General features: G+C 63.0%; 25 protein-coding genes and 1 pseudogene. 10 read left to right on the forward strand and 16 right to left on the reverse strand.

Features of this window, described 5'->3' with window-relative positions; all coding sequences use genetic code 11:
* Positions 1-100: 100 nt before the first annotated feature.
* Positions 101-769: a DUF2278 family protein gene (locus ABVQ20_RS30115; RefSeq protein ID WP_354463323.1), complete on the reverse strand. Its 669-nt coding sequence runs from the start codon at positions 767-769 to the stop codon at positions 101-103.
* 10 nt (positions 770-779) lie between these two features.
* On the reverse strand, positions 780-2,450 hold the full coding sequence (locus ABVQ20_RS30120; RefSeq protein ID WP_354463324.1) for a phospholipase D-like domain-containing protein: 1,671 nt from the start codon (positions 2,448-2,450) through the stop codon (positions 780-782).
* A gap of 493 nt (positions 2,451-2,943) precedes the next feature.
* Between ABVQ20_RS30120 and phoB the strand changes: the two genes are divergently transcribed.
* The 6 genes from phoB (at position 2,944) to ABVQ20_RS30150 (ending at position 7,583) form a co-directional block, all read left to right on the forward strand.
* Positions 2,944-3,633: a phosphate regulon transcriptional regulator PhoB gene (gene phoB, locus ABVQ20_RS30125; RefSeq protein ID WP_354463325.1), complete on the forward strand. Its 690-nt coding sequence runs from the start codon at positions 2,944-2,946 to the stop codon at positions 3,631-3,633.
* 75 nt (positions 3,634-3,708) lie between these two features.
* Complete coding sequence (locus ABVQ20_RS30130) at positions 3,709-4,041, forward strand: ArsR/SmtB family transcription factor (RefSeq protein ID WP_354463326.1); 333 nt, start codon at positions 3,709-3,711, stop codon at positions 4,039-4,041.
* Positions 4,042-4,052: 11 nt separating this feature from the next.
* Positions 4,053-4,559 carry an arsenate reductase ArsC gene (locus tag ABVQ20_RS30135; RefSeq protein ID WP_354463327.1) on the forward strand — a complete coding sequence of 169 codons (507 nt, stop codon included), beginning with the start codon at positions 4,053-4,055 and terminating at the stop codon, positions 4,557-4,559.
* 5 nt (positions 4,560-4,564) lie between these two features.
* A complete protein-coding gene (locus ABVQ20_RS30140; protein ID WP_354463328.1) occupies positions 4,565-5,254 on the forward strand; it encodes an aquaporin in 690 nt (229 codons plus the stop codon).
* Positions 5,251-5,673: an arsenate reductase (glutaredoxin) gene (gene arsC / locus ABVQ20_RS30145; protein WP_354463329.1), complete on the forward strand. Its 423-nt coding sequence runs from the start codon at positions 5,251-5,253 to the stop codon at positions 5,671-5,673. Before ABVQ20_RS30140 ends, arsC begins: the two co-directional genes overlap by 4 nt.
* 560 nt (positions 5,674-6,233) lie before the next feature.
* Positions 6,234-7,583: a DUF7986 domain-containing protein gene (locus ABVQ20_RS30150; RefSeq protein ID WP_354463330.1), complete on the forward strand. Its 1,350-nt coding sequence runs from the start codon at positions 6,234-6,236 to the stop codon at positions 7,581-7,583.
* Positions 7,584-7,668: 85 nt separating this feature from the next.
* Here the strand turns inward: ABVQ20_RS30150 and glyA are convergent.
* The 3 genes and pseudogenes from glyA to ABVQ20_RS30165 form a co-directional block, all read right to left on the reverse strand.
* Positions 7,669-7,896, reverse strand: a pseudogene (glyA, locus tag ABVQ20_RS30155) (serine hydroxymethyltransferase); the annotation flags it as partial.
* Between the two features lie 118 nt (positions 7,897-8,014).
* Entirely contained in the window at positions 8,015-8,476 is a 462-nt protein-coding gene (locus tag ABVQ20_RS30160; protein ID WP_354463331.1) for a phasin, read from the reverse strand.
* A gap of 157 nt (positions 8,477-8,633) precedes the next feature.
* Positions 8,634-10,085: a CYTH and CHAD domain-containing protein gene (locus ABVQ20_RS30165; RefSeq protein ID WP_354463332.1), complete on the reverse strand. Its 1,452-nt coding sequence runs from the start codon at positions 10,083-10,085 to the stop codon at positions 8,634-8,636.
* A gap of 194 nt (positions 10,086-10,279) precedes the next feature.
* On the opposite strand from ABVQ20_RS30165, the gene ABVQ20_RS30170 reads away from it, so the two are divergent.
* The 3 genes from ABVQ20_RS30170 (at position 10,280) to ABVQ20_RS30180 (ending at position 11,420) form a co-directional block, all read left to right on the forward strand.
* Positions 10,280-10,465 (forward strand): hypothetical protein, encoded by a 186-nt coding sequence (locus ABVQ20_RS30170; RefSeq protein WP_354463333.1) that lies wholly within the window; start codon positions 10,280-10,282, stop codon positions 10,463-10,465.
* Positions 10,466-10,693: 228 nt separating this feature from the next.
* Positions 10,694-10,927 carry a hypothetical protein gene (locus ABVQ20_RS30175; RefSeq protein ID WP_354463334.1) on the forward strand — a complete coding sequence of 78 codons (234 nt, stop codon included), beginning with the start codon at positions 10,694-10,696 and terminating at the stop codon, positions 10,925-10,927.
* Positions 10,928-11,207: 280 nt separating this feature from the next.
* A complete protein-coding gene (locus ABVQ20_RS30180; RefSeq protein WP_354463335.1) occupies positions 11,208-11,420 on the forward strand; it encodes a hypothetical protein in 213 nt (70 codons plus the stop codon).
* Positions 11,421-11,878: 458 nt separating this feature from the next.
* Here the strand turns inward: ABVQ20_RS30180 and ABVQ20_RS30185 are convergent, their stop codons facing one another.
* Both ABVQ20_RS30185 and ABVQ20_RS30190 read right to left on the reverse strand, forming a co-directional pair.
* Positions 11,879-12,190: a hypothetical protein gene (locus ABVQ20_RS30185; RefSeq protein WP_354463336.1), complete on the reverse strand. Its 312-nt coding sequence runs from the start codon at positions 12,188-12,190 to the stop codon at positions 11,879-11,881.
* Between the two features lie 776 nt (positions 12,191-12,966).
* Positions 12,967-13,218, reverse strand: a complete 252-nt coding sequence (locus ABVQ20_RS30190; protein ID WP_354463337.1) for a helix-turn-helix domain-containing protein — start codon at positions 13,216-13,218, stop codon at positions 12,967-12,969.
* A 169-nt stretch (positions 13,219-13,387) separates the two neighbouring features.
* Between ABVQ20_RS30190 and ABVQ20_RS30195 the strand changes: the two genes are divergently transcribed.
* Entirely contained in the window at positions 13,388-13,828 is a 441-nt protein-coding gene (locus ABVQ20_RS30195) for a hypothetical protein (RefSeq protein ID WP_354463338.1), read from the forward strand.
* Positions 13,829-13,984: 156 nt separating this feature from the next.
* On the opposite strand, the gene fni is transcribed toward ABVQ20_RS30195, so the two are convergent.
* From fni to ABVQ20_RS30240, 9 genes are all read right to left on the reverse strand, one after another.
* Positions 13,985-15,067, reverse strand: coding sequence for a type 2 isopentenyl-diphosphate Delta-isomerase (fni, locus tag ABVQ20_RS30200; RefSeq protein ID WP_435528457.1), 1,083 nt, complete (start codon positions 15,065-15,067; stop codon positions 13,985-13,987).
* A 52-nt stretch (positions 15,068-15,119) separates the two neighbouring features.
* The gene (locus ABVQ20_RS30205) at positions 15,120-16,022 is read right to left on the reverse strand and encodes a terpene synthase family protein (RefSeq protein ID WP_354463340.1); all 903 of its coding nucleotides are present in this window, start codon (positions 16,020-16,022) and stop codon (positions 15,120-15,122) included.
* Positions 16,019-17,569: a hypothetical protein gene (locus ABVQ20_RS30210; protein ID WP_354463341.1), complete on the reverse strand. Its 1,551-nt coding sequence runs from the start codon at positions 17,567-17,569 to the stop codon at positions 16,019-16,021. Before ABVQ20_RS30210 ends, ABVQ20_RS30205 begins: the two co-directional genes overlap by 4 nt.
* 307 nt (positions 17,570-17,876) lie before the next feature.
* Positions 17,877-18,872, reverse strand: a complete 996-nt coding sequence (locus ABVQ20_RS30215; protein WP_354463467.1) for a polyprenyl synthetase family protein — start codon at positions 18,870-18,872, stop codon at positions 17,877-17,879.
* Between the two features lie 156 nt (positions 18,873-19,028).
* Positions 19,029-20,372 (reverse strand): cytochrome P450, encoded by a 1,344-nt coding sequence (locus ABVQ20_RS30220; RefSeq protein WP_354463342.1) that lies wholly within the window; start codon positions 20,370-20,372, stop codon positions 19,029-19,031.
* Between the two features lie 8 nt (positions 20,373-20,380).
* A complete protein-coding gene (locus ABVQ20_RS30225; RefSeq protein WP_354463343.1) occupies positions 20,381-21,226 on the reverse strand; it encodes an SDR family oxidoreductase in 846 nt (281 codons plus the stop codon).
* On the reverse strand, positions 21,213-21,521 hold the full coding sequence (locus ABVQ20_RS30230; protein ID WP_354463344.1) for a ferredoxin: 309 nt from the start codon (positions 21,519-21,521) through the stop codon (positions 21,213-21,215). The genes ABVQ20_RS30225 and ABVQ20_RS30230 overlap by 14 nt, the downstream gene beginning before the upstream one ends.
* A 1-nt stretch (position 21,522) precedes the next feature.
* Positions 21,523-22,812: a cytochrome P450 gene (locus tag ABVQ20_RS30235; RefSeq protein WP_354463345.1), complete on the reverse strand. Its 1,290-nt coding sequence runs from the start codon at positions 22,810-22,812 to the stop codon at positions 21,523-21,525.
* Positions 22,813-22,906: 94 nt separating this feature from the next.
* Positions 22,907-24,109, reverse strand: coding sequence for a cytochrome P450 (locus ABVQ20_RS30240; protein WP_354463346.1), 1,203 nt, complete (start codon positions 24,107-24,109; stop codon positions 22,907-22,909).
* Positions 24,110-24,120 lie beyond the last annotated feature (11 nt).

The following is a 24,120-nucleotide window of genomic DNA, read 5'->3' on the forward strand; positions in this document are numbered from 1 at the left end:
TCGTCCTCCTGGCCGAGCTCGTCGACACCGCGATCGGGGCGCTCGGCAAGCGGCTTTTCGGCGTGCCGGATAATCATGATCAGCCTGTCACCCATATCGGCTACTCGATGGGCTTGCTATCAGCCGTCGGATTTCCAAGCGCGTCGGTCGGCACGAGCTGGTGCTCGAATGCTGCGAAATAGCCCGCCCATCGGTCGGCAGATGTAGCAAACAGCACTGCCCCGTCCTGCCAGATGTCGTTGTGATCGTTACGATCGTCGCCCTTGCGGTGGGCAAATTGCTTGCCGGTCGATCCTTGGTTCATATGGGTGTCGTGGATGCCATCGCCTTCGGCATAAAAGCGCCCAAAGACATAGACGTCCCAGCCGTTTTGCGCCGCCTGACGAAGCAGCCGGTTCATGGATGCCACCGGTTCAGCCTCCATGCTTCCGTCCATGGGATCGCTTAAACGCCAGCGTCCGGTCCCCGAAAGGAGGTCGGAGCGCATGAAATCCAGCGCCGGCAAGGCATTCTGGTCGGTCAGTTGGTTGCGTCCCGCCGCCGCCGCGGCCAGGGTCTGGATGACAGCGTGATGAAAATCGAACACCAACTTATATTGCAAGAGGTCGTCGGAGTCGTTGGTCCCGACATTGATGGCGACATCCCAAGCAGCGCCTGCCACATCGAGCGGAACATGAAGATGGTACTGCGTTTCGTGGCCCAACGGCTTTGACTTGAGAACCGGGGCGCCGTTGATTTTTGCCTTCGCGAAGCCATAGCTGGGAGACATCGGCGGAACCTCACGACATCCAGAAGTTCAGTTCCTGGGTGCGGGAGCCTCCCGGCTTCCACCCATCCAGCGGCTTGTACAGCGAATTTGGGTCGCCATCGTTCTGCAGATAGTTGCGCCATGAATAGTGGTCGTAGATGCCGTTCAGGTGCAAGGCATAGGCCTGCGCAAGGGCCTGGTTGCCCCTGATGATCACGAGGTTTTCGTCATTGTTCTCCGATGCGTTCGGAGAGAAATTGTGGGACCCGGTGACCACGACGCAATCAGGGGAGAACGGGTCGATGACAATGACCTTGGAATGCACGATGGCCATCATGTGGTTTTCGAGCATTTCGCGGGCCGTGAACTCCGCTTCCGCCCAGGCAGGTTTGTTTTTGTCTGTGATGCCGGATGGAATGAGCACATCCCGGTGGAAACTGCCTGAGCCGGGCCCTGATTTCACGACCTCGCCCTGAACTTCGACAATGTCACTATTCTTGGAAGTGACCACCCGGGAAACGACACCGCGCACATAGATCTTGTTCTCCCGAGCGCGTTCGAGGAGGGCTTCCAACAAAGGGGATTTTCCCGGCATGAACATGGCGAACAACGCGCCTTGCTTTGCAGCCCCGATGGCCTCCAGAACCGGTTGGAACTCAGCCTGCCCGGTGCTCGCGGCAAAGTAGAGTTCAATCTCCTTATCTGTCGTTGGATTGGAATTCTCTGTGCGCAGGGCAGGCGGCATGTCGTCTCCCGCCTCGACCAGCTTTCTCCACTGCTGAAGATAGCGGTCCGCGATTTTTGGACGCTGGGCGATCAGAACATTGTTGAGCTGTGCACAAAGACCGGTGGTCGTCCAATTGGTGCTCCCGGTCAGCACTGCCGTACCTGTTCCGTCGCCATCGGTGCCACGAGGCACTTCGACGACGAACTTGTTGTGGACGCTTGGCGACGACCTTCCCGCATGAGATAGATCGCGGTGATGGACGTCCAGCCCAGCGCGCTCTAGATCAGGTCCTACTTCCGGGTCTGTTCCGTCGCCATTGCCGATAAGGATATGCCCGCGCGATCCGAACGGCTTCAGCGCATCGATCAGTTCGGCGTCATTGATCTCGTAGATTGCAGCAAAGATTTCACTTTCTCGACGGTCTGCCTCGCTCAGAAAGGTCAGGATCTGATGGCGGGCATCGCCCGACAGATATCGTCGCGCGGGAAACCCCGGCGTCTTGAGATCGTTGGCAAATTTGTGAAGCGATTGAGGGGTGACATCGCCATGCACGAACCTGCTGACGACCTGGGACATCAAGGTGCCGCGATTGAAATAGGCCGCAAGCCCATCCCCCACCTCACCGGAGGCAACCAACGGATCGGTCCATTCGGATACGCTGTTTTCATCTGCACTAAAGCCATCTTTCGCCGCGCGCATGGCCGTCACCCGATAGGAGACACTGTCCGTGGACGCCACTGAATGATCCGTCCAGATGCAACGACGGATCGGCGACTGGTCGGAGGCAATGCCTGCGTCAGGAACCTGCTGCCCGCCGGGCTGAGCCGGAATCCGGTTCATGATCACACTTTCTATGCCTGTCTTGGTGTCGCGACGTTCGAGTTTGAAACCGACCCAAAATTCATCCCAGCCTGATGCGTTCCAGGCAATCAGAACGTCGTCCGCATTCGCGTAGGCTTTGATTACTAGCGGCACTTTTTTCCCCCGATAACAGCAATCTTGTCGGGACAGTAGCAGCCGCTAATTTACAGCTGTGTGACATTCACGCGAAAAACAACTTGTCCCTACTATTCGGGTCGGCAACAGAATGCGATCTCAGTTTGAAAATGATTGTTTTTACTACGATACCACAACAGTGGTTTTAGCAGGCTACCGAGCAGAGCCGCACATGCTCGGCCGCGGATCGTCGTCAAGCCTGATGGCATTGTCCCTGGCCGACGGTATCGCCATGCTTCCGCCCGATGTCGTTTGGATCGAACGTGGCCTGCTGCTGAGCTCCGAATCCTTGTTTTCGAACTGAAGCCCAGCCTCTGCGAAATGCGTGGTGGTGCATCCGCATCCGCATATAGCGGCCATATCGAGGAAGGCAGATATCTAGCTTGTCAGGTATCTGTCATTAAAGTGTTGCAGGCGCTGCCCTATAGCCTCTTGCGAACCCTGCGCGGGGGTTGAGAGCAAGCGTTGATTGATGATCACATCGCACATTCTGGTGGCGGAGGACGACGGGCCATTGGGCGCCCTCCTGTATTACAATCTCGAAGCCGAAGGCTATCAGGTCGAGGTCGTGACGCGCGGCGACGAGGCCGAAACGCGGCTTATGGAAAACGTTCCCGACCTTCTGGTGCTCGATTGGATGATGCCCGGTGTCTCCGGTATCGAACTGTGCCGCCGTCTCAGGGCGCGCCCCGAGACTGGCCGATTGCCGATCATGATGCTGACTGCGCGTGGCGAGGAGAACGACCGGGTGCTCGGTTTAGCCACTGGCGCCGACGACTACCTCGTCAAACCATTCTCGATGCCCGAGCTTGTGGCGAGAATACGGGCGCTTCTCCGACGGGCGAAGCCTCACGCACTGGCAAACGTCCTGGCCATCAAGGACTTGCTTTTGGACCGACAGGAGCATCGGGTATTTCGCAACGGCTGCCCGGTGCATGTGGGCCCGAGGGAATATCGGCTTCTGGAATTCCTGATGATGTTTCCCGGGCGGGTATTTTCGCGCGGCCAGCTCTTGGACAGCGTCTGGGGTGACACGATTTCTACCGATGAGCGTACCGTGGACGTCCATATCGGACGGCTCCGTAAATCCATCAATGCGGGTCGGTCCGCGGATTTGATCCGCACGGTCAGAGGGACGGGGTATTCGATCGCGTATGAGTAACCGCGCGGGAGCGCGTCAGGTTTCCTGGACCCTGAGACGGGTTTGCAATAGAGCGGCAAGCTAAATAGAGACAATATGGACAAAAACGACGCCATATCCACGCTTTCCGCCCTCGGTCAGGACACACGGCTTGAGGTCTTTCGGCTTTTGGTGCGTGCGGGACCGGATGGCTTGCCCGCCGGAGAAATAGGGGCGCGGCTCGGCACGGTTCAGAACACCATGTCCGCGCATCTCAAGATACTGGATCATGCTGGGCTTATCCGCGCCGAGCGTGACGGCCGGATGATCCGCTATGTCGCTGACATGACGGGTTTGCGGGACTTGCTGGCTTACCTGATGGAAGAATGCTGCAACGGTGCGCCGGAGCTCTGTCAGCCCGTAATCCAGGCCGTCACATGCGATTGCTGAAGGAGGATGCGATGAGCGAACCATACAACGTTCTTTTCCTGTGCACCGGGAACTCGGCACGGTCGATCCTGGCCGAGGCGATCCTGAACCGCGTCGGCGCTGGCAAATTCAGGGCATTCTCAGCCGGATCGCAGCCGAAGGGCGAGGTCCATCCCTACGCCCTCCAACTGCTGAAGAGCCTCAACTACGACACCTCATTTGCGCGTTCAAAGAGCTGGGAGGAGTTCGCCGTTCCCGGCGCGCCGGAGATGAACTTCGTCTTCACGGTCTGCGACAATGCGGCCAACGAATCCTGCCCGGTCTGGCCGGGGCAGCCGATGATGGCGCACTGGGGTATTCCTGACCCGGCAGCCGCGGAAGGCACGGACGCCGAAAAGCACCTGGCGTTTGCGGAAGCCTACCGCATGCTCAACAACCGCATCTCGATCTTCGTCAGCCTGCCGGTGAACATGGTCGACAAGCTCGCCTTGCAGAAGCGCCTGGAAGAGATCGGCCGCAACCTGCCGAAGGCCGGCTGAACGCCGTGGCGGACGACTTGCCACGCCGCATCGTTGCGGAAGCCCTGGGAACCGCGCTGCTTGTCGCGACCGTGGTCGGCTCCGGCATCATGGCCGCCCGGCTGACGCACGACGTCGCCGTTTCGCTGCTGGGCAACACATTGCCGACCGGGGCGATCCTCGTCGTGCTCATCACGATACTGGGACCGATCTCGGGCGCGCATTTCAATCCCGCCGTCACACTGGTCTTCGCGCTCCGCCGCGAGATCGAAGCGAACGCGGCTCTCGCTTACATCGTCGCCCAGCTGGTGGGCGGCATCGCTGGCACGCTTCTGGCCCACGCCATGTTCGAGCTGCCGATCCTCGAGGTCTCTGCGACTGTACGAACCGGAGCCGGGCAATGGATCGCGGAGGCAGTCGCTGCCTTCGGCCTCATCTTCACCATCCTGGCGGGCCTGCGCTTTCGCTCCGACGCGATCCCCTGGCTGGTCGGGCTCTACATAACGGCCGCCTACTGGTTCACCGCCTCGACTTCATTCGCCAATCCGGCCGTCGCGATCGCCCGCGCTTTTTCCAACACGTTTTCCGGCATTCGCCCGGTCGACCTGCCGGGCTTCATAGCCGCCGAATTGATAGGGGCACTGCTGGCCATGGCCCTGGCGGGCTGGCTGCTCGCCGAACCGAAACCAATCAGACAGATGAAGGCCGCCGAATGACCATCACCATCTACCACAACCCCGACTGCGGAACCTCGCGCAACACGCTGGCCCTCATCCGGCAGTCAGGCGAGGAGCCGGAGGTGATCGAATACCTGAAGACGCCGCCGTCGCGCGAAAAGCTGGTTGAGCTGATCGCGGCTATGGGTATGACCCCGCGCGAACTGCTGCGCGAGAAGGGTACGCCTTACGCGGAACTCGATCTGGGCAATCTCAAGTGGACCGACGATGAAATTCTGGATTTCATGCTGGCGCATCCGATCCTGATCAATCGACCGATCGTGGTGACCCCGCTCGGCGTCGTTCTCGCGCGGCCTTCGGAAGCCGTCCTCGACTTCCTTCCCAATCCGGACATCGGCCCCTTCACCAAGGAAGACGGCGAAGTCGTCATCGACGCCGGGGGCAAGCGCGTTGCCTGACGCAAGCCGGGCGTCGGAGGACACATTCCCAAACATCGACGAGGAACAGTTCCGGCCGATCGATGGCCTAGGCGCTGTTCGACGCGCCGGATTGGCTACGCCCGTGTGAGTAAGGGGACGAGCAATCGAACAAGGCGTAGGCGCGCGCTGTCCGAGGCCGGCCGTATGCGCGTGTTGGAAGAAGGCATCGGGCGGGTGCTGGGACCGGCCCGGCTGCGTCGTGTCCTCGATCACTTGCGCGATGGCATACGGTCGTCGTCTGGAAACTGGATCGTAAACTGAAGGTGCCGGGTTCTGGTTCGCAGGTCGTATGATGATGCAGAGGGTGGACTCGAACGTGTCATGATCCGGGAAAGGACCACGCGGTCTCGCCAAGGCACGGGCCGAAGTCAGGATCGGGGGACGGCCCCAGAAAACTCGATCCGAAGAAACGCGGGGAAATTGCCGAAAGTGTCTTGTCGGGTCGCAAAAGCGGCGCCGAAATGGCTAGACTTTACGACGTGAGCGGACCGACTGCCTCACGTATCGTCGCCGAACATCGCCTAACCTGGAGATCCTCCATGCCGACCAGTCATGACCTCAAAGGTCTGATGAAATTCCTCGCCCGCGATGAATGGCGCGAATGTTTCAAGGAGGTGTTTGAGGATCATTTCGGGCCGGCCCTCGATGCAGGAGACATGGAATTCGAGGACGTCGCCGAAATCCTCGGCGACGATTGGGCCATGACGCTGTGGGGCTGCGCCTTCGAGGATTTCCTGACCCAGGACTTCGAGGTCCAGGGCGGCAACATTGTCGATGAATATCTCAAGCGTCGCGGCTGGAAGGAAACCGCCCAAGCGAAGGCCTATATCAAAGCGCTGCGAACTTCCATCATGAGCTTGTACGAAGTCAGCGAGGTGATTCCAGGGACGTCGCTCATGGCGCGCGACCTTATCCGCGGCGGCGAGCCGATCGCCGTTAGCGAGGGGACGGCCACGAAAACGCTGAAGCAGTGGGACAGGATCGCCGCTCGCATCGTGCCCCTCGGGGGTAAAAATGTCTTTGCAGGGGGATTGTTACCGTTCACACTGCAGGCCGCCGACGCGCTGTTCGATGGCCTGCGCCTGCTGTTCGGCAAAAAGAATGCGAAGAAGCTGCCGGCCATCAAGGATGAAGACCTGCAGGCAGCGGCCTCTATGTTCACTCTTTCATGGCTGTCCGACACCTTTGAGCGGACGATGGGGATGCCGTCAGTCCAGAATGCGGACGGGGACGATCTCGTATTCCACGATGTCCGGTTTCCGCTGGCAGCGGGGGTAGCGCAGAAGGACATTGCCTTGCAGGTGAACGCCATTCCCGGCATGTCGCAGGAAAACGGAAAATTCTGGAACTGGCTAGAAGAGAAACCCATGGGCAAGGGCGGACACGGCGGCACGCTTTCTCTCGACACCACGATGGATAACGGTTCGCGCGTGCTGGGAAATGTCGAGATGAAGGGACGCTTCCTGCACCTGGCGACAAATTCAGCAGAGCGCGCGGAAAAGGGAGCAGCCCTGATCCGGCAGGCTCTGGGTGATCTCGTCCGAACACCCCTCACCGAAATCCGCACTGTGAAGCAAATGATGGCTGATCCTCCTGCCCGCATTCAGGCGGGCGCTCCATCCGATATCCCGCCCGAAGTCGCCGAGCAGGTCGTCCATCAGTTCCTGGATCGCCAATATCGTGAAACCCTTGACCAGCCGGTCGGCATGCTCGGCAACAAGACGCCACGTCAGGCTGCAAAATCAGCAGCCGGCCGCCAAGAAGTCGCCGAGTGGCTCAAATATCTCGAAAACCAGTCCTCGAGGCAACCCGATCGGGCCAACCCGATGGCCACATATAGTTTCGAGTGGATGTGGCACGAACTTGGCGTCTTCGACCTTCGCCAGTAACCGCTACTGTATATATGCGTCGCAAATAATGTACTGAGGCTCGTGCGTATTCAAAGACAAGCGGATAAGCAGTTCCGCCGACTCAAATGAGCTTCGGCCGTTCCCGGTTAGCCGTTTCGCGCACGGGGTTATAGTCAATTTGCTGCGTCTTTTCGTGCAGTCCATAGGGGACGCACTGATAAGCAGTCTCGGAAAAGTTGATTGCCCAACCGTGAGTCAGATGGCCCCCTTCCGGAATGGGCAAGCCCATGACTTTGTCACCGGGGCTCAAAAGCGCGTGATAGACAGCCTGATTGGCGGGCGAGCCTGAAAACCGTGAGGACTCTCACTTCTATGCGGTCGGGCAGACAAAGCCGTCCGACCAATGGAAGAAGACCGGCATCAGGTTCTCAATAGACGAGGTACTGACGGTCTCGGGTTGCCTCAAGCAATCAGGCAGCCTTGCGTTCCTTCAAAGCCTTCTCAAAGGCATCCCTGATCGGCTTGGACATGTCCTCGCCAGCCCTCATCATCACAACCTGGAGGCCCTTGGCCTGCTCGGCGGACTTTTCGACCTGCTTGCGCAGGAAAGCGGTCTGCAGTTCGATGAACTCGGACGGCGACTTCACTGCAACCAGTGCTTCGAGGTGCGTGAAGCTCGCTTCGGCATTGGCTCGCAGTGCGGCAAGCATCTTCAGGGACACGTCATTGCCGGTGGTCTTGACCGTTTCAAAGGTCGACTCAAAAGCCCTTTGTGTCGTTTCGGCGTCCGAACTCAATTTGGAAAATGCCTGCTTCGACTGTTCAAGGCCCTGGTCGACAACAGCGTGAACTTGCTCGGTAGCCTTGGACGGGTCGAAGGCAGGGAATTCGACGTTCTCGATCGTTTCGGTCTTGCCGGGGATCTTGGACATTTTTCCATCCTTTTCCAGGGGGCGGCTTCAAAACAAAGCCGTGGCCTTCATGTACGAAACCGTCGCAACGGATTTATGAAGCCCACATGAATTTGCGTGAGCGGGCTGCGCCCGGCGTTGCGCAAATAGGGGTCGCCATTGTGTTCTGCATGCTGCCTCAACGCCAGAAGCGCCTCGTGTTGACAAAGACGCCGTGCGCTTCCGCGGCGTCCTCAAGAAGCTTGGACTTGTCTTCGGCGCTGAAGAGATCCTTCGCACCAGCCACATCCGAAAGCTCCAGCGCTGCCAACATATCGGGCGCGGTGGCGATATCGTTGAGGCTGCCGAGCTGATCCTGCAGGCCCTTCATCGCCTCGATGAACCGTCGATGGCGTTTGGCTTTCGCCTTGCTGTTGAAAAGCGGCTCGAAGAACTCCGCCGCATATCGCAGTTTCTTTGCGGCGATGCGAACTTCATGGCGGGTCTCGTCATTGGCATCGATGAGATTATTGCCGCCCTTCGCCACCTTTTTCCAAAATTTATCAAATACACCGGAGGCGAAATCCCTTGACGACAGCTCGTGCAACGCTGCGTCCGATCGGTCGGTTCGCCAGTCCCTGATGGAAATCCACTCGGCGGCATCGATCATCAAGGAGCGGGCGCGCACCGAGGAGAGCGATGCTTCGACCGCCGCATAGGCGTCGTCGCGCGCGTCTTCAAGGCGGCTCGAAAGAGCGCTGCCGGAAGCGCGGCCGATCATCACGTCGATATTGCGTGCATCGCCAAGTTCCAAGGCGAGCCATTTCAATTCTTCTCGCAGTTGGTCGAAACGGCTGTCGTCAAACAGCGACTTGCAGATCGAGCAAAGGGAGCGCAGCCGTCGCAGCGACACACGAGCCTGGTGCAGGGCTTCGGCATCGCGGGACCACCCCAGTGCCGTTTCATTGAGACGAAACTGTTTGAGACAGGCCGCTGCGATGCGCGCGAAGGCCGTTGCCGCGTTCATCTTGGACGTGAGCGCGGTCGATGCCGATTTCTCAGCACCGGGCGCCGAGCCAAGCAGACGATAGCCCCGTTCCGCTTTGCTCAGCACCCCGAGATGCGCCGGCGTGATCAGGTCGACTTTCCGGGCGAGCGCAAACAGCGCTGTTGGAGAGCCCGCCTTCGTTTCCAACTCGATTTCGCAGAGCGGCGCCTCGCGATCGGCTGCAACGACCTTGCCAAGATCCAAAGCGACTTCGATCGTGGCGTCGCCATCAATCACATTCCAACGATGCCGTTTGACATGAACCTCGAACAAGGGCGCGAGCTTTGGGCCAGCCCCTGCAAGCAGGTCTCGGATCTGCGGATCGTCAAGTATCGGCGTATCGCCGGCGACCGGTCGCTCCCATTCGTCGCGTGTGAACGATCCAGCCGCGGCGCCATCGCCGGCTTTGACGGTTTGTGTCCGTTCATTTCCCGATTGCCGAATGCGAAGCGACAGGCCGCGCTTGGACAGTTCCCATCCGGGGGTGTCGAAATAGATGGATCTCTGCTGAAGAATGGCGGGCGAGGATCCGAACGGATTTTTCTTCAGGAGCGACCTCGCACCCGACCGCGAAAGCTCGAGCTTCAGTTCCGTTTCCTGCATGATGATGTCCTCGGCGCAGCGTCGCTTCACGGCAATCGAAGGAACGCCACCCGCATGGTGCGTCACGAGACTGTCACAATCAACCGCCCGCCTCGACCAACTGCGGCCGGACCTCAAGCCGGCAGACAATGCGCGAGCCGGAACCACACTTCTCAGTCCTCGTTCATCCGATGATGCACGAGAAGGACACAGAGATGGCCATCAAAGAAAAGAAAGAAAAGAAGGAGGCGAGCCGCGTGGTGAAGGGGCAAGAGCTGGAGGTAGAGCACCTGACGGAAATTGCCGACGTCTGGCCGAAACAAGCGCGCGCTTTGTTGCGTAAACATGGTGCCGACTGGACCAAGCTCAAAGACGAAGCCGAAGATTTGAAGGAAGACTGAAACTCACGGCGCGGTTTCTTCTCTATCTCTCCGCTCCATTGCGGATCGGCACTGCCCCACCTGGCTGGTTAACACCCTTCTGGCGAAGGCCGCTTTCGCCCGTATGAGACAGCCGGCCTGCCGGAACGTGCGCTGGCGAGGCTGCCATGTAACGTGAATTTAGTTTCAGCTAATAAAGGCGCTCTGCTAGACATGCTAGTGGGGAGCCAAGGGACGGAGCGTTTCCTGATGGATGCAACCGAATTGCAGGCGATCGGCGACACTCTGATGCGGATCGTGGCGCCTGATATGACGCCCAGGCAATTGATCAAGGCGGCACGGAAAGAGCACCCGAACGCGTCAAAGAAAGACATCGCCCGCGCGGCGTTCTTTTCGATTATCGCCAATGCCGACCAGGACCACGGAAAGGTCAAAAACCTACAGGCGTTCGCCATAGCCGAGCGTGTAGACGACGGCTCTTGATCAGAGCATGGCGCTTTGCGTCCAACCAATGCCGACCGAAGAGTAATCCGCGAACAACAGATTGAGGTTTGCCGCGACATGATCGCATGGGAAGCGTCACACAATTGGGGCGATGCCGTTCCACTCGCGCATTTCTCTGCCGATATCATTGAGGAATACAAGCGCCTGATCGCAACTTATCGCGGACGGGCTGAGAAACCTCGACACAGCGAATGAAACAGGCGTCGCGCGAGAGGCCGAACTCTTATACGCGTTACCGCAATGCATTGGAGAAAGCCGCGTGCCGTCGATATCCTTCAAGAAGGACATTCAGATACCGCTACAGCATCTTGCTGCCGCGACCTTGGTCCATTGGCAGGAGATCCCCGAAGCGGTGCGCAGCGCGATTGTCGAGACGGCGAAAAGCGGTGCATTCCCCGACCTGCCACGCACCACCTCATTGCAGGAACAAATCGCGCGGCTTGTCCGCTACAGCGGGGAGAACCGCGACTAGTGCCACCCGACCTAGAGGCAAAAGAAGCGCCGGCTGCCGCATGCCTAATCCAGCGCTACAGCAAATGCGCTGTTCAGTATGGTAGAGAAGGCACTTTTCTGCACCAGTTGCGGCCATGCCGGGCCGGTCAGGCTGAAGATTCACAAGCTGCCAAGAAAATTGCAGGGGCAAGATTGCGATTAGTGAGCGATCTGGTTAGGCGGTACTCACCAAAAGCGCGAGAATGACGGAAAATAAGGGCATCTAGGGATTGAATTGGCGGAGCGAGTGTCAGCCGACAGTCTGTGTCTGCTTTGGGTCTTGGTCGTTAAAAAATCGTATTTACGCGGGAGTTGCGCAGAATCTCTTGCTACGGCTGCCAAAGAACCTCGTCTTGCTGCAGTCGGATCCTACGACGTGATGCAATCTTGGAAGATGTCCTATCTCTCTGCGACCGGTGCGTTCTCAAACAGCCAGGATCAAGGGTTCCCTACCCCAGACCGCATCCGCCCAACAATTCGATGCTCATCGCCTGAGAGCATCCCGGCAACGCTCTTCACGCTCACAATGGGATTTGCAACCGCTGAAGTCATGGCTTCTGCTCTCAGATGATCGGCAATCAACGCCGAAATCTCGCCTGCCGGCTTCGGCCTGCTGATGAGGAATGACGGGCCGTCGTGGATGCGAATGAGGTCACGAAGGGTAGTTACACCTTCGCTTGCATTGCCGGCGGGATTCCACAGGCGATGCCCCTTTTCCGATAGTACGCGGATCCGACGCAGACCTGACATGCTGCTTTCCTCCCGTCGTTCCATTGATCGCGATATCACCCACCACATGAGGTGTTGGTCGGCAGTTCCTGCCGCCTCGCTACGAAGTGGTTCAAAACTCGTGCCAATTTGGCTGATCGAGCCGAAAAAGAAATGATGTGATTGCTTTTCAGCTATTTACCCTGAGGCCCAACAAGGATGGCTAAATAAGCCTGTGTCGCGGATCCGACAGGAGGTGTCCCGAAGGAGTTAAAAGAAACGACATCGTAAAGTCATCGCGTCGGGCATGTCGATGGCCAATGGGGTCGCGAATTTCGGCAGCAGCCGTGAGGTGAGCGTATCACCAGTGAGGTCCAGCCAATCTCGGGCGCTTCGATTACACCATCGGTAAAGAGCGTCAGCATGTCGGTGAAGGTGATTGTGCAGGCTGAGGCCTTCGTCGATTCAGGACAAGATCAAGTTCATTTGTAGTTGGATTTGCGTAGATTATAGGGGCCCTTGTTGGTCAACCCGCTGTGATGTCCGGAAATATTTGGCATTTCGCGGGGTTTACCAGTCCGGAATTTTGGGTCGCTGGTGGCTGGCCTATGCGATTGAAAACAGGAGAGTTTTTTGGCTGAGGGCAGGGGTTTCCGATCTTAAGACCGAGTTTACCAATGGCCTCAATGACAGTTTATTCTGGATTGGCATTAAGTGATTGGATTTGCGTAGAATATAGGCGCCCTGTTGGTGAACCCGCTCACGGTCGGCAACGGATTGGTTAACCCAAGACGACAGATTGGTAAACCGGAGCAGCCCTATCGACCAAGGTTCATCTCTGCGCTTTCACTGTCGCCATTAAGCAGGTATTCGAGCGACAATCGGGACCAGCGTGCGACGAATATCGCTTCCCTATATGGAACTGAATTTGCGCGCCTTCGGTTGGACAGGCTCTGACGTGAAGTTCCCAACCACCATGCTAACTCAGCATCGGTTTCGCAACCCATAGCCTCCTCAATCCGGTCGAACACGCTCGACGCATTAAGGTGCTCCTTTGGCCAATAGCCCATCTACAGCCTCGCGAAACGAATTGCGGCCAATGGCTGGGGCTCCATAGGGCTTCCTCAGGCTGCGTGGCGATGCAAGGTGTGGTTGTCACGACAGATATAATTCCAGCTGCTAGTCGGTGGTTTCCGTTCCGCCGCTAGGGACTAGCGCACGATGTCGAGGAAAGAGTTCGTGCCACTCAATTTGCTCGCCAAGTTGGCAGGAATCTCTCGGCAGGCAGTTTGGAAGGCCTGCCAGTGTGGCAACTGGCGAGGGCACTCCCTGGAGGTGCGCGTTGTTCAGGGTAAGGGTGGCAACGCGGCGGGGAAGCAGTATCTCGTCAGTTTGACTTCCCTCCCACCCGAGTTGCAACTCCGGTTAAAGCCCATTGAAACGCCGGTTCAAAACCGTCCGAAGCCGATTGCCAGCCGAAGCCGGCACGGCCGAGCGGATAAAGGCAAGAAACGCGTAGTCATCAGTCGGCAGTGGGATGCTTTGGTACCGTTCGACGCTGGCACAAAGGCCAAAATTGCAGAGGACCTAAAACAGGAAATCCGAGGGCTCTTGGCAACCGGCGCAGTGGAACTCAACGGCGACCTGTGCCGGGTTGCCCCATCCCATCACAACGTCTGACAATTTCACTACTCTTTCCTTCGCGGGCCGCCCAACGCCCAACGGCAGCTCCCGCGCATCGAACCTCCTCGCCAAGGTGGATCAGTAGTCTATCTTTGGCATAGGTATTTCAGCAGCCTGCTGGGCGCCCGCCGCCACGTGCGGGCGACGCCGGCATCAACCGGCGGGCAGATGCGCCGAGGGCAACAAGCGCGCCTGACGCAACGCCGCCAGATCAGCCGAGCCGGTGCAGAAGCAGGCGACGGCCAACTGGTGGATGACGACCTCGAAATGCGCGACAACCGCCTCGGTGGACACCGTCGCCGCGCGCAGCACGCCGGCCGCCTGCCCGACGATGTCCGCGCCCAGGCGGATGGCCTTGGCCACGTCGACGCCGTCGCGGATCCCGCCCGACGCGATCAGCTTCACCGTTGGCAGCGCCCGACGTACCGCCTGCACGCTGGCCGGGGTCGGAATCCCCCAATCGGCGAACGCCATCGCCACTGCACGGTCGGCGGCATCGCGGGCGCGCTCGCCCTCCACCGCGGCCCAACTGGTGCCGCCGGCGCCGGCGACATCGATCACCGCCACGCCCGCCTCGACAAGCGCACAGGCCACCGAGGCGGACAGGCCCGACCCCACTTCCTTGGCCACGATCGGCACGCCCACGCTGCGCGCGGCGCGAGCGATCTGCGCCAGGACGCCGCGCCAGTCGCAGTCGCCCTCCGGCTGTACCGCTTCCTGAAGCGGATTGAGATGGACGATGAGTCCATCGGCCTCCAGCGCATCCACCGCCCGGCGCGCCAGGTCCAGGCCGTCGGCCTCGCGCAGTTGCGCGGCGCCGATATTGGCCAGCAAGGGAATGTCTGGGGCCAGGCGGCGCAGCGCGCGCGTCAGCCCCTGGGAGTTGCGGGATCGCAGGCTCACGCGCTGCGAACCGACGCACATGGCGATCCCCAAGGCTTGCGCTGCCTCGCTCAGATGCCGGTTGATGGCCTCGGCGCGTGGCATGCCGCCGGTCATGGAGCTGATCAGCAGCGGCGCGCGCATGGTCTTGCCCAGCAGCGAGGCGCGCAGGTCGATCTGCGTCAGGTCCAACTCGGGCAATGCGCAGTGTTCGAAACGGATGTACTCCCAGCCGGCGGCGACCGTGGCCGGCGCCGTTCGCCGATCCAGCACGATGTCCAGATGGTCGTCCTTGCGCCGGCTCAGGGCGGTGTCGCTCATGCTCGCTCCATCCGTCGCATCGGGCGACGGCATTGCGTCGGATCGGACCGACGGCAGCGCGCGCACGCCGCCGCCGCCCGCGCGTTCAGGCCGGCGCACGCTGGCCTCCCCCCGCAGCGTCGCTGCGGTAGCGGCTGGTCGAGGTCTGGTAGTACTGAGCGCGGATCGCCGCCATGGCCTCGATCAACGGTCCCCACGGCGCGGGAAAGCGTTCTTCCGCCATCACCCGGTGCAGCATGCGCGTATGGCCGGCCAGCTCGTCCTTGAGGAACTCCACCACAGGCATAGCCGGATAGCGCTGCAGCAGCAGGATCGCCGCGTTGTCGGCCTCGCCGGCCGACCTGTCCTTGTCGCGTCCATGCAGATCGTTCTGCAGGCGCCCTATCGCGGAGATAAGCCGCAGGACCTGGCGAAACGCCGGACGCGCGCGCAAGGTCGCCATGTCCAGCCCCCACAGCAACGACAGGCAACAGAACACGTTCGCGTAGGCGATCGAATCGATGCCGTTGTGCAGGTACTCGGCGTAGGACCAGCGTTCCGCCCCTGCCGCCTGCGCGTGTCCGGCGCGCAGCGCCGCGCAGTAGCACCGGGTATCGTCGAGAAGCTGAGCATAGTCGCGACGATCGTAGGCGAGCGCGGCCAGCGAAGCGCGCAGCGCAGCGCAGCCCTCGAAACCGGGGAGCGCGCACGGCACGCCCTGCCCCAGCGCCTGCTCCACCGCGGCGAGCTGCTCCGGCGCGATCAGGCCAAGGTCGTTGCAATCGTCGAGCCAGAACAGCAGCGCCAGTTCGCGATAGAACGCCACGATCAGCGTTTCGTCCTGCGGATCGCGGCCGGTGCGGGCGCTGGTGTCGCGCAGGCTCGGGTGGATGCGCTGCAGGATGTACTGGCCGCCCCTGACCGCTTCCACGGCATGCTCGTCGGCGAACCCGGGCAGGGAACGCCCCCACTCCAGCACCTGCTGCAGCGCGCGTTCGGTCTGGATCATGGCGCCGCTCCTGCTCCCTCGGCCAGGACACGCCGCCCCCAACGAAGCGCCAGCCACAATCCGGCGAGTTCGGCCACGCGCACGACCCGGGTGGGGCAATACAGTTCCTTGCCGATCCACAGCGGCGTCTGCGGCAATGCATGCGCCGCATGGCGGGCGAGCATCCACTCCAGCGCACGCGCCACCGCCTGCGCGATGCGCCGGCGCCCTGTCGGCTCTTCGCTCCCGTCCATCACGTGCAACGTGAACAGCGCATAGGCGGTTTCCTCGAATGTGGACGCGCGACCGGCGCCCCAGCCGCCGTCGTCGCGCTGCGCCTGCAGCAGCGCCGCCAGCGCGCGCTCGTCGCGCCACTGGGGCTTGCCTTGCGCCAGCGCAGCGACCGCATGCGCGGTGGGATACAGCCACGAAACGTGCCATTTTTCGTTGTCCCATAGACCGTGCGGGTTGCGATTGGCCTCAACGTAGGCGCTGGTGCCGGCGGCGGGCTTTCCCAACAGTCGCAACGCATGCAGGGCATGGATGTTGGTCGACACCGAGGCATTGCGCTCGCCGGGGAAGGTGACGAACAGCTCGCCGATTTCGAAATGGCGCAACGCATCGACCGCCGGGTCGCGGCCTGCAAGGCGCAGGACGCACAACGCAACAGCGGTGTCGTCCGCATCGGCCGCGAAGTGCAATGCCGGGCCCAGACCGCGCACGCCCAGGCGGGCGTCGAGCTGCGCGACGATCACGCGCACCGCCTCAGCGAGCGCGGGATGCGCGAACAGCCCGGCCAGATGCAGGGTGTACAGTGACCAGCATGGCTCGAACACATTGATCGGCCAGACGTTGGGAACGACACCTTCGATGCCGCTGCGCGTCGCCCGCGATGCCGCCCGCAGATACGCGTCGGCGCGCCCGACCTGCGGCGTGCTCCCCTGAGTCACGGCGTGCGCACGCCACGCGGCGGTGGCCGCCGGACTGATGCCGATGCTGCCGTCGTCGTCCGGGCATGCGGTGGTCGGCGACGTCCCCCAGGCTTCCCAGGAGTGCAGCAACGGATGGCCGCTCGGCAACGTCGCCACCGCCCCCAGCTTGACCAGGCACGCTTGCCGCAACGGCAACAGCGCCGGGTGGCGCGGAAACGCCACGCCGCCCAGCACGGATGCGGCCTCGCCGCACAACTGCGGCAGGATCAGCTCCGCGCCGATCGGCGCGTCTTCCGGCACCGCATGCGCGTAGGGATCGGGCTGGCGCTCGAGGAACCGGGTTGCAGCCTGGACTGCGTCGGCAGCGCCGGGAAGAGGATCGGCACGCTGCAATGCCAGCAACGCCGCCCACGTGGGCGCATGGCGGAACAGTGGGAAGTCCGCGCTTCCCCATCCGCCATCGGCCTGTTGCTGCGCGATGAGCCACGCGTATGCGTCCTGCCGACCGGTGAGGTTGCCGTGGAACTGCAGAGCTCGCGCCGTGTCGTAGACGGACGGACCGACGCTACCGCCGTCGCTCATCTCGCTCAGCAGGTGGCGCAATTCGGAAAGGATCTGTTCGGACAGCGCGTTCACGCGGGATGTTCCTTCTGCAGACGGTTGACGAGAACCAGGATCGGGCAGACGCCGCGCACGTCGCCGCAGTCCCGTCGCGGCCCGGCGCGCGGGCAGCGCCGGACGGCCGCCCTGCTCCGGCGCGGCGACGCGCCCCGATGCTGGCGCCGGTCCGCCGCATAGGCTTGCGCGCAGCGCGCCGCGTGCGCCGCGGCCGTGCTGGGCAACCGCTGCGATCGGCGCCGCGGACTCGGACACAGTGCAGCATGCACCGCTGCCGCCGGCCGATCGCAGCGGCACAGGGAGGCCTCCATGCGGACGGGCGCGCTCATGCGCATGGCGCGTGCTTGAAGAGATACGCGTTGGCCCGCTGCAGCATCTGCGCCAACCGTTCCGCACGCGGCCCCAGCGGGGCGATGGCCTCCCCGGCGTCGCGCAACAGATCCAGCGCGAACTGGCGCGCTGCCTGCAGCCCCATGATCGACGCGCAGGTCGGCTTCTGCGCCGCCGCGTCCTTGCCGGGGGTCTTGCCCAGCGTCGCGGTATCCGCTGTCGCGTCGAGAATGTCGTCGACCACCTGCAACGCCAGGCCGAAACAGGCGCTGTAGCGATCGAGCGCACAGTACAGCGCAGCGTGCGCGGCATCCTCCGCGATGGCGCATAGCGCGCCCATGCGAACGGACGCGCGCACTAGCGCTCCGCTCTTCATCCGGTGCATCGCCACGATCCTGTCCAGCTCGACGTGCTTTCCGACCAGCGACAGATCCATGGCCTGCCCGCCTGCGGCACCCTCGGCGGACACCGCCTGCGCCAGTTCGCGCACGAGCGCGATACGGTTGTCGCCCGGCGCATCCAGGCTCGCCAGGGTCAGGAAGGCGTGCGCCTGCAGCGCATCGCCGACCAGGATCGCAGTGGCTTCGCCGAACTTGACGTGCACGGTCGGAAGGCCGCGGCGAAGCACGTCGTCGTCCATCGCGGGCAGGTCGTCGTGGACCAGGGTACAGGCGTGCATCATCTCGATGGCGGCGCCGACGTCGTCGAGCATGTGCGCCGGCGTGTCGGCCAGTGCGCCGGCAGCCAGACAGAGCAAGGCGCGGGTGCGCTTCCCGCCATGCAAGGTGGCGTAGCGCATCGCCGCCATCAGGTCGGTCTCACCGTCGTCTTCGCAGAGAAGACGCGCCAGCGCCTGTTCGACCCGCTTTGCGCCGTCCTGCATCCAGATCTCCGGCAGCAGCCTGTCGGATGCGCCGCGCGCCTGCGCGCCCGATCCACCGAGCGCGCAAACGCCAGTTCGGTCGTCGTGTAGCGTGGAACCGGTCTGCATGTTGTTCATGCCCTTGTACCTGACAGGAGACGGCCACGGCGAGCGGCGAGCCGCCGCGGTGTTGCCGGCGTCGCACCGAGCGCGCGCGCGCTGAGTGCAGCAATGCCGCGCGTCGCCGGCGCCGCTGCCTCGCCACACGGGGCATGCGATGCCAGCTCATGAGAATCCGATGCGGATTGTCATGGACGGATGTGCGGTCGGGTAATAGCGGCGGCCTTTTTCGGCGCCGCTCAGCAACCGCGGCCGCACCCCGGCCTTGTGCATGGTCAGCGCCAAGGCGATGCAGAACTGCACCAGTTCCAGCCATACCAGGTGGTAGCCGATGCAGACGTGTGGGCCGGTACCGAACTGCAGCATGTCCACCGGCCGGATCGGCTCCGTGCGTTGCAGCCACCGCGCCACGCGGAACTCATCAGGCGCCTCGTGCAGCAGCGCCGAGGTCGAGAAATGCAGCAGCGGGATGCACAGATGGGTGCCCGCGGGAATGCGCCGTTGGCCGAGTTGCAATTCCTGCAGCGCGCGACGCGGCAGGAGCGTGGTCGTCGGATGCACGCGCAGCGTCTCGCGGAACAGCGCCTCGGCGACCGGACACTGCGCCAGGTCCGCGTGCCGGGTTGGCACCGCGCCCACGCGTAGCGCCTCCTCGACCAGGGCGTCCCACAGCACAGGCTGCCGCGCCAGCTCGATCACCATCCAGGCCATCGTCGAGGCGGTGGTGTCGTGACCGGCAAGCAGCAGCAAGCGGATATTGGCGACCAGGACGTCATCGGAGAGCGCACCGTCGCTGCGATCGAAGGCGCTCACCATGTCGCTGATCAACCCGGTGCGCACGGCATGCGCGCGCGCGTCGCGGACGAACTGGCGCAACTGCGTGTCGATCCAGTCGCGGGCGGCGCGGCCGCGCCGCAAGGGCAGTCCGGGCAGGTCGACCGGGGGCGCGACAATCAACTGCAGCAGTTGCCGGTACTTGCGATGCCATCCCGGCAGGTCCTGCGCGGGGATTCCCATCAGGCTGAAGATGAGCTTGAGCATCAGGTCGCCGGTTTCGCGCAGGATGGCTACGTCGCCGCGGTCGCACCACGCCTGCACCCGCGCCCGGATGACGGGCGCGAACAGGTCGCCGATGCCGGCCTGGGTAAGCCCCTTGGGCAGGAACGCCGCCTTGATCGCATCGCGCGCCTGCCGGTGCGCGCCGCCGTCCTTAGCGACCAACGTTCCGCCAAGCAATTCAGGTGCGATCTCTTCGATCAGCGCCGAGGACACGTCCTTGTGCCGGAGCAGTGCGAACGCATCCGGATCCACGCAGGTCATCAGGTGTCCGGCAGGGCCGAAATTTAGCCAGAAGTGACTGCCCAGCGTCCGTTCCGCGTGCCGCAGCAGGCGCGGCAGGTCGCAGACGATGGCGGGAAGATGCCCAACCATGGGGAAAGCACCAGGCATGACCGGGATGTCGTGCCGCAGCCGGTGCCGACGGTCCAGCGGGTTGAGCAGCATGTCCATCAGCTCCATCAGCAGTGCGGCGCCGCGGCCGCTTCGGCGGTGTCGCCGGCAGGCCGCGCGGCGCGGCTGTTGCCACCGTCGGCGTACGTCGGCACATGCGCCAGCATGCCGCCGTCGATGCACACGACCTGGCCGGTGATGAACGCAGCATCGTCGGAAAGCAGGAACGCCACCAGCGCGGCCACGTCCTCGGGGCGGCCGACGCGCGGCAGGAGCTGCTGCCGGCGCAGATGCCGCTGCATGCACTCGTCCAGCTTGGCGAGGAGACGCTCGGTCATGATGAGACCCGGCGCAACCGCGTTGCAGCGGATCTGCGCATGACCGTACTGGGTGGCGAGCGAGGCCGACAGCATGTTCATCGCCGCCTTCGACGCGGCGTAGGACGTCTGCGCGGTGTCACCGCTGAGCCCCTGGCACGACGACATGTTGACGATCGCGCCACCGCCGCGGGCGATCATCCGTGGGATGGCCTGCCGGCAGCAGAGCAGCGTGCCGCGCAGATTGGTCGCCATGGTCTGATCCCAGACCGCCAGGTCCAGGTCGAGGATCGCGCGGTCGCGTGGGGTCAGATGCATGGCGCTCGCGTTGTTCACCAGCAGGTCGACCCCACCGAAGTGCCGCTCCGCCGACTCGAACAGCGCTGCCACCGCCTGCGCATCGGCGATGTCCATGGCCAGGGCCAACGCGTGGCCCGCTTCGGCCGCGATCCGCGCGGTGCAGGCGATGGCCGCCGAGCCATCAATGTCGGCCACCACCACTCTGCCGCCCTCGCGCGCGATGGCGAGGGCGCATGCCTTGCCGATGCCGGCGCCGGCGCCGGTCACCACGGCCACCTTGCCTTCAAACCGTCCCATCGTGTCCCCCTGGATTGCGTTGGTCCTTCGCGGCATGCCGCTCGGCATCCGCCGGAGAACGCGCAGGGTCGGCGCTGGCGCGCTCGTCATCGCCAGCGTCGCTTTCGATGACCCGAATGGCGGCGACCGGGCACTGGCTGGCCGCGAGCCGCACTGCGGCGTGCAGCGCCTGCGGGACGGTCGCCACGCACACTTCGGCCACGCCGTCCGGTTCGCGCTGGCGAAAGGTGCCCGGCAGCGTCAGCACGCACTGCCCGGTGGTTCCGCACAGATCCTGGTCGACCACGACGCGCATCTCAGCCCCCTTGCGCATGCAACCGCACCGGCAGCGCGCGGAACGTCCTAAGGAACGCGGAGGGCTCCCGGGTCGGCTGCTCGGCCAATGCCAGCGTGGGGAAGCGCGCCTGGATCCGCGGCAGGCTTTCGGCCAACTGCACCCGGGCCAGTTGCGCACCGAGGCAGAAGTGGATGCCGTGGCCGAAGCTCAGCATGATCTTCCCGTCGGTCGACATACCAGGACTGGTGCCGTAGAACCGCGCGGGATCGAAGCGGTCGGGATCGGCGAAGGCGTCCGGGTCGCGATTGCCGGCCGCGACCAGCACGCGCACGTCCGCGTTCTTCGGGATCACCACGCCGCCCAGTTCGATGTCGCGCTGGGCGATACGCGGAATGGAGCTGAACATAACGGGCGCGTCGCAGCGCAGGACTTCTTCGACGAATGCCTTCACCCCCACGGCGTCTCCCTGCAGCCAGTGCCGCTGTTCGGGATACGCCAGCATCGCCAGGACCGCATGGTCGATGGTCGCAGCAGTGGTGGCGAAGCCGCCCAGCAGCATGCCCCACAGCATGCTGATCAACTCCTCATCCGACAGCGTGTCGGCATCGTCGTCGTGTGCGCCGACCAGCATCGACACGATGTCCTGGCGGGGATCGGTGCGCTTGCGCGGTATGAGGTCGCCGAGGTAGGCCTGCACCCTGGCGCTGGCCGCGTCCGCCGCGGCGAGCTGGGGATCGTCGACGTGCGGGCGCAGGCCTTCCAGAATGGCGCCGATGCCGACGGCGAGCCCGAACATGTCGTCCTGAGGCATGCCGAACAGTTCGGCGAAGACCAGCATGGGCAAGGCCAGCGCGAATTCCCGATGCAGGTCCACCGCCTCCCCACGCTCCAGCGCGGGCGCCATGCCGTCCAGGCGCGCTGCGACGATGCGCGCGATGCTCGGCCGCAGGTTGTCGATCTGGTGCATGGTGAAATCGCGCGAGATCAGCCGGCGCAGACGCGTATGCGTCGGTGGATCCTTCATCGCTAGCGTGGACGCCAGCAGATTGAGTGACAGGCTGGTCGCCACACGCGGGAAATAGCGCGCCAGTTCGCCCGGCGCCGGTCCCCGAAACGCATCGCCCGTGGCCTTGAGCGCCCAGTAGATGTCGGCGTGGCGACTCAACAGAAAGAGGCCCGATGCCGCGCGATGCACCGGATCGTGCTCGCGCAACCACCGCATGAACGGATACGGGTCGTGGAGGCACGCTGGCGACGCCAGTTCGGCGAAGGCGTCCCGGTATGCTGCCGTCGTTTCTTGCACGTCCATCTTGGTTACCTCTTGGCTGGCTGATCTGACCGGCGCGCGTCAGGCGCGCCGGCAAATTGCACAGAAGATCGCAATTCCCGGCTGCGTCCGCGCATCACCAGAGCACCGGGAACTCCTCGAACCCGCCAGTGATGATCTCCTTGCGCAACTTCAAGTCTTCGGGCGCCACGGCCAGGCGCAGCGCGGGAAAGCGCTGAAAGATCGAACCGAACACCACCTTGAGTTCCAGCCTGGCCAGTGCCAGGCCGATGCAGTAGTGCGGCCCGTAGGAGAACGCCAGGTGCGGGTTTTCGTCGCGTCCGATGTCGAAGATTTCCGGGTCGTCGAAGTGGCGCGGATCGAACGACGTCGCCGGCAGGCCGACCAGCACCTTGCTCTCCGCGGGAATATGCACGCCTGCGATGGTCACGTCGGTCCTCGGATAGCGCATGATGCCGTCCCAGCCCGCGCCCGGCGGGTACATGCGCAGGATTTCCTCCACCGCCTTGTCCACCAGGGATGGATCGCCGACCAGGCGTTCGCGCTGTTGCGGATGGCGGAACATGGCCAGCAGGCCGAATTCGATCTGCGCGGCGGTGCTCTCGTGCCCCGCCACCAGCATGCCCGCCGCCAGGCCGATCGCCTCTTCCTCGGTCGCCTTGCCGTGGTCGACCGCCGCGAGCAGATCCGTCAGCAGGTTGTCGCCCGGATCCTGGCGCTTGTCCCGCATCTTGCCGCGAATGTAGGCGCGCAGTTCTTCCCAGGCCAGGCGCGACGCGCTGCGCGGACCGCTTTCATGCTGGTGCGTCATCACCTCGTCGGACAGCCCGGCGAAAAAGGCGTGATCCTCGTAGAGCACGCCCATCAGCGCGCTGATGACCATGGCCGGAAGCGGAAAGGAGAGGTGGCGCCGCAGGTCGGCGGGCTGGGGCTGGGCCGCCAGTGTCTCGAACAACTGCGCGGCGATCGCCTCGACCTGCTGCGCGAGCAGCTCCACCCTGCGGTTGCTGAAGGCCGGCGCCACGATCGTGCGTAGCCGGGCATGCTCGCCCCCCTCGTGCGAGACCAGCCACCCCGGCGAACCGAGCATCACCGAATCCGGGGTGAATGCCGCCGGCGGCATTCCGGCGGGCCGGAACGCCGCGTCGGACAGCACCGCCTTGGCCTCGTCGTAGCCTGTCACCCACCAGCCTTCGTGCCCGGACGGGAAGCGCACGCGGTGGATCGGACCGTTGGCGCGTAGCGCCAACATCTCGGGCGAGGGCTCGATGTGATCGACGCGCCACATCGGCAGCGTCGGCAAGGGTTGTTCGGACATGGTGGCACTTC

The organism is Mesorhizobium shangrilense, from assembly GCF_040537815.1.
Taxonomy (GTDB): domain Bacteria; phylum Pseudomonadota; class Alphaproteobacteria; order Rhizobiales; family Rhizobiaceae; genus Mesorhizobium; species Mesorhizobium shangrilense.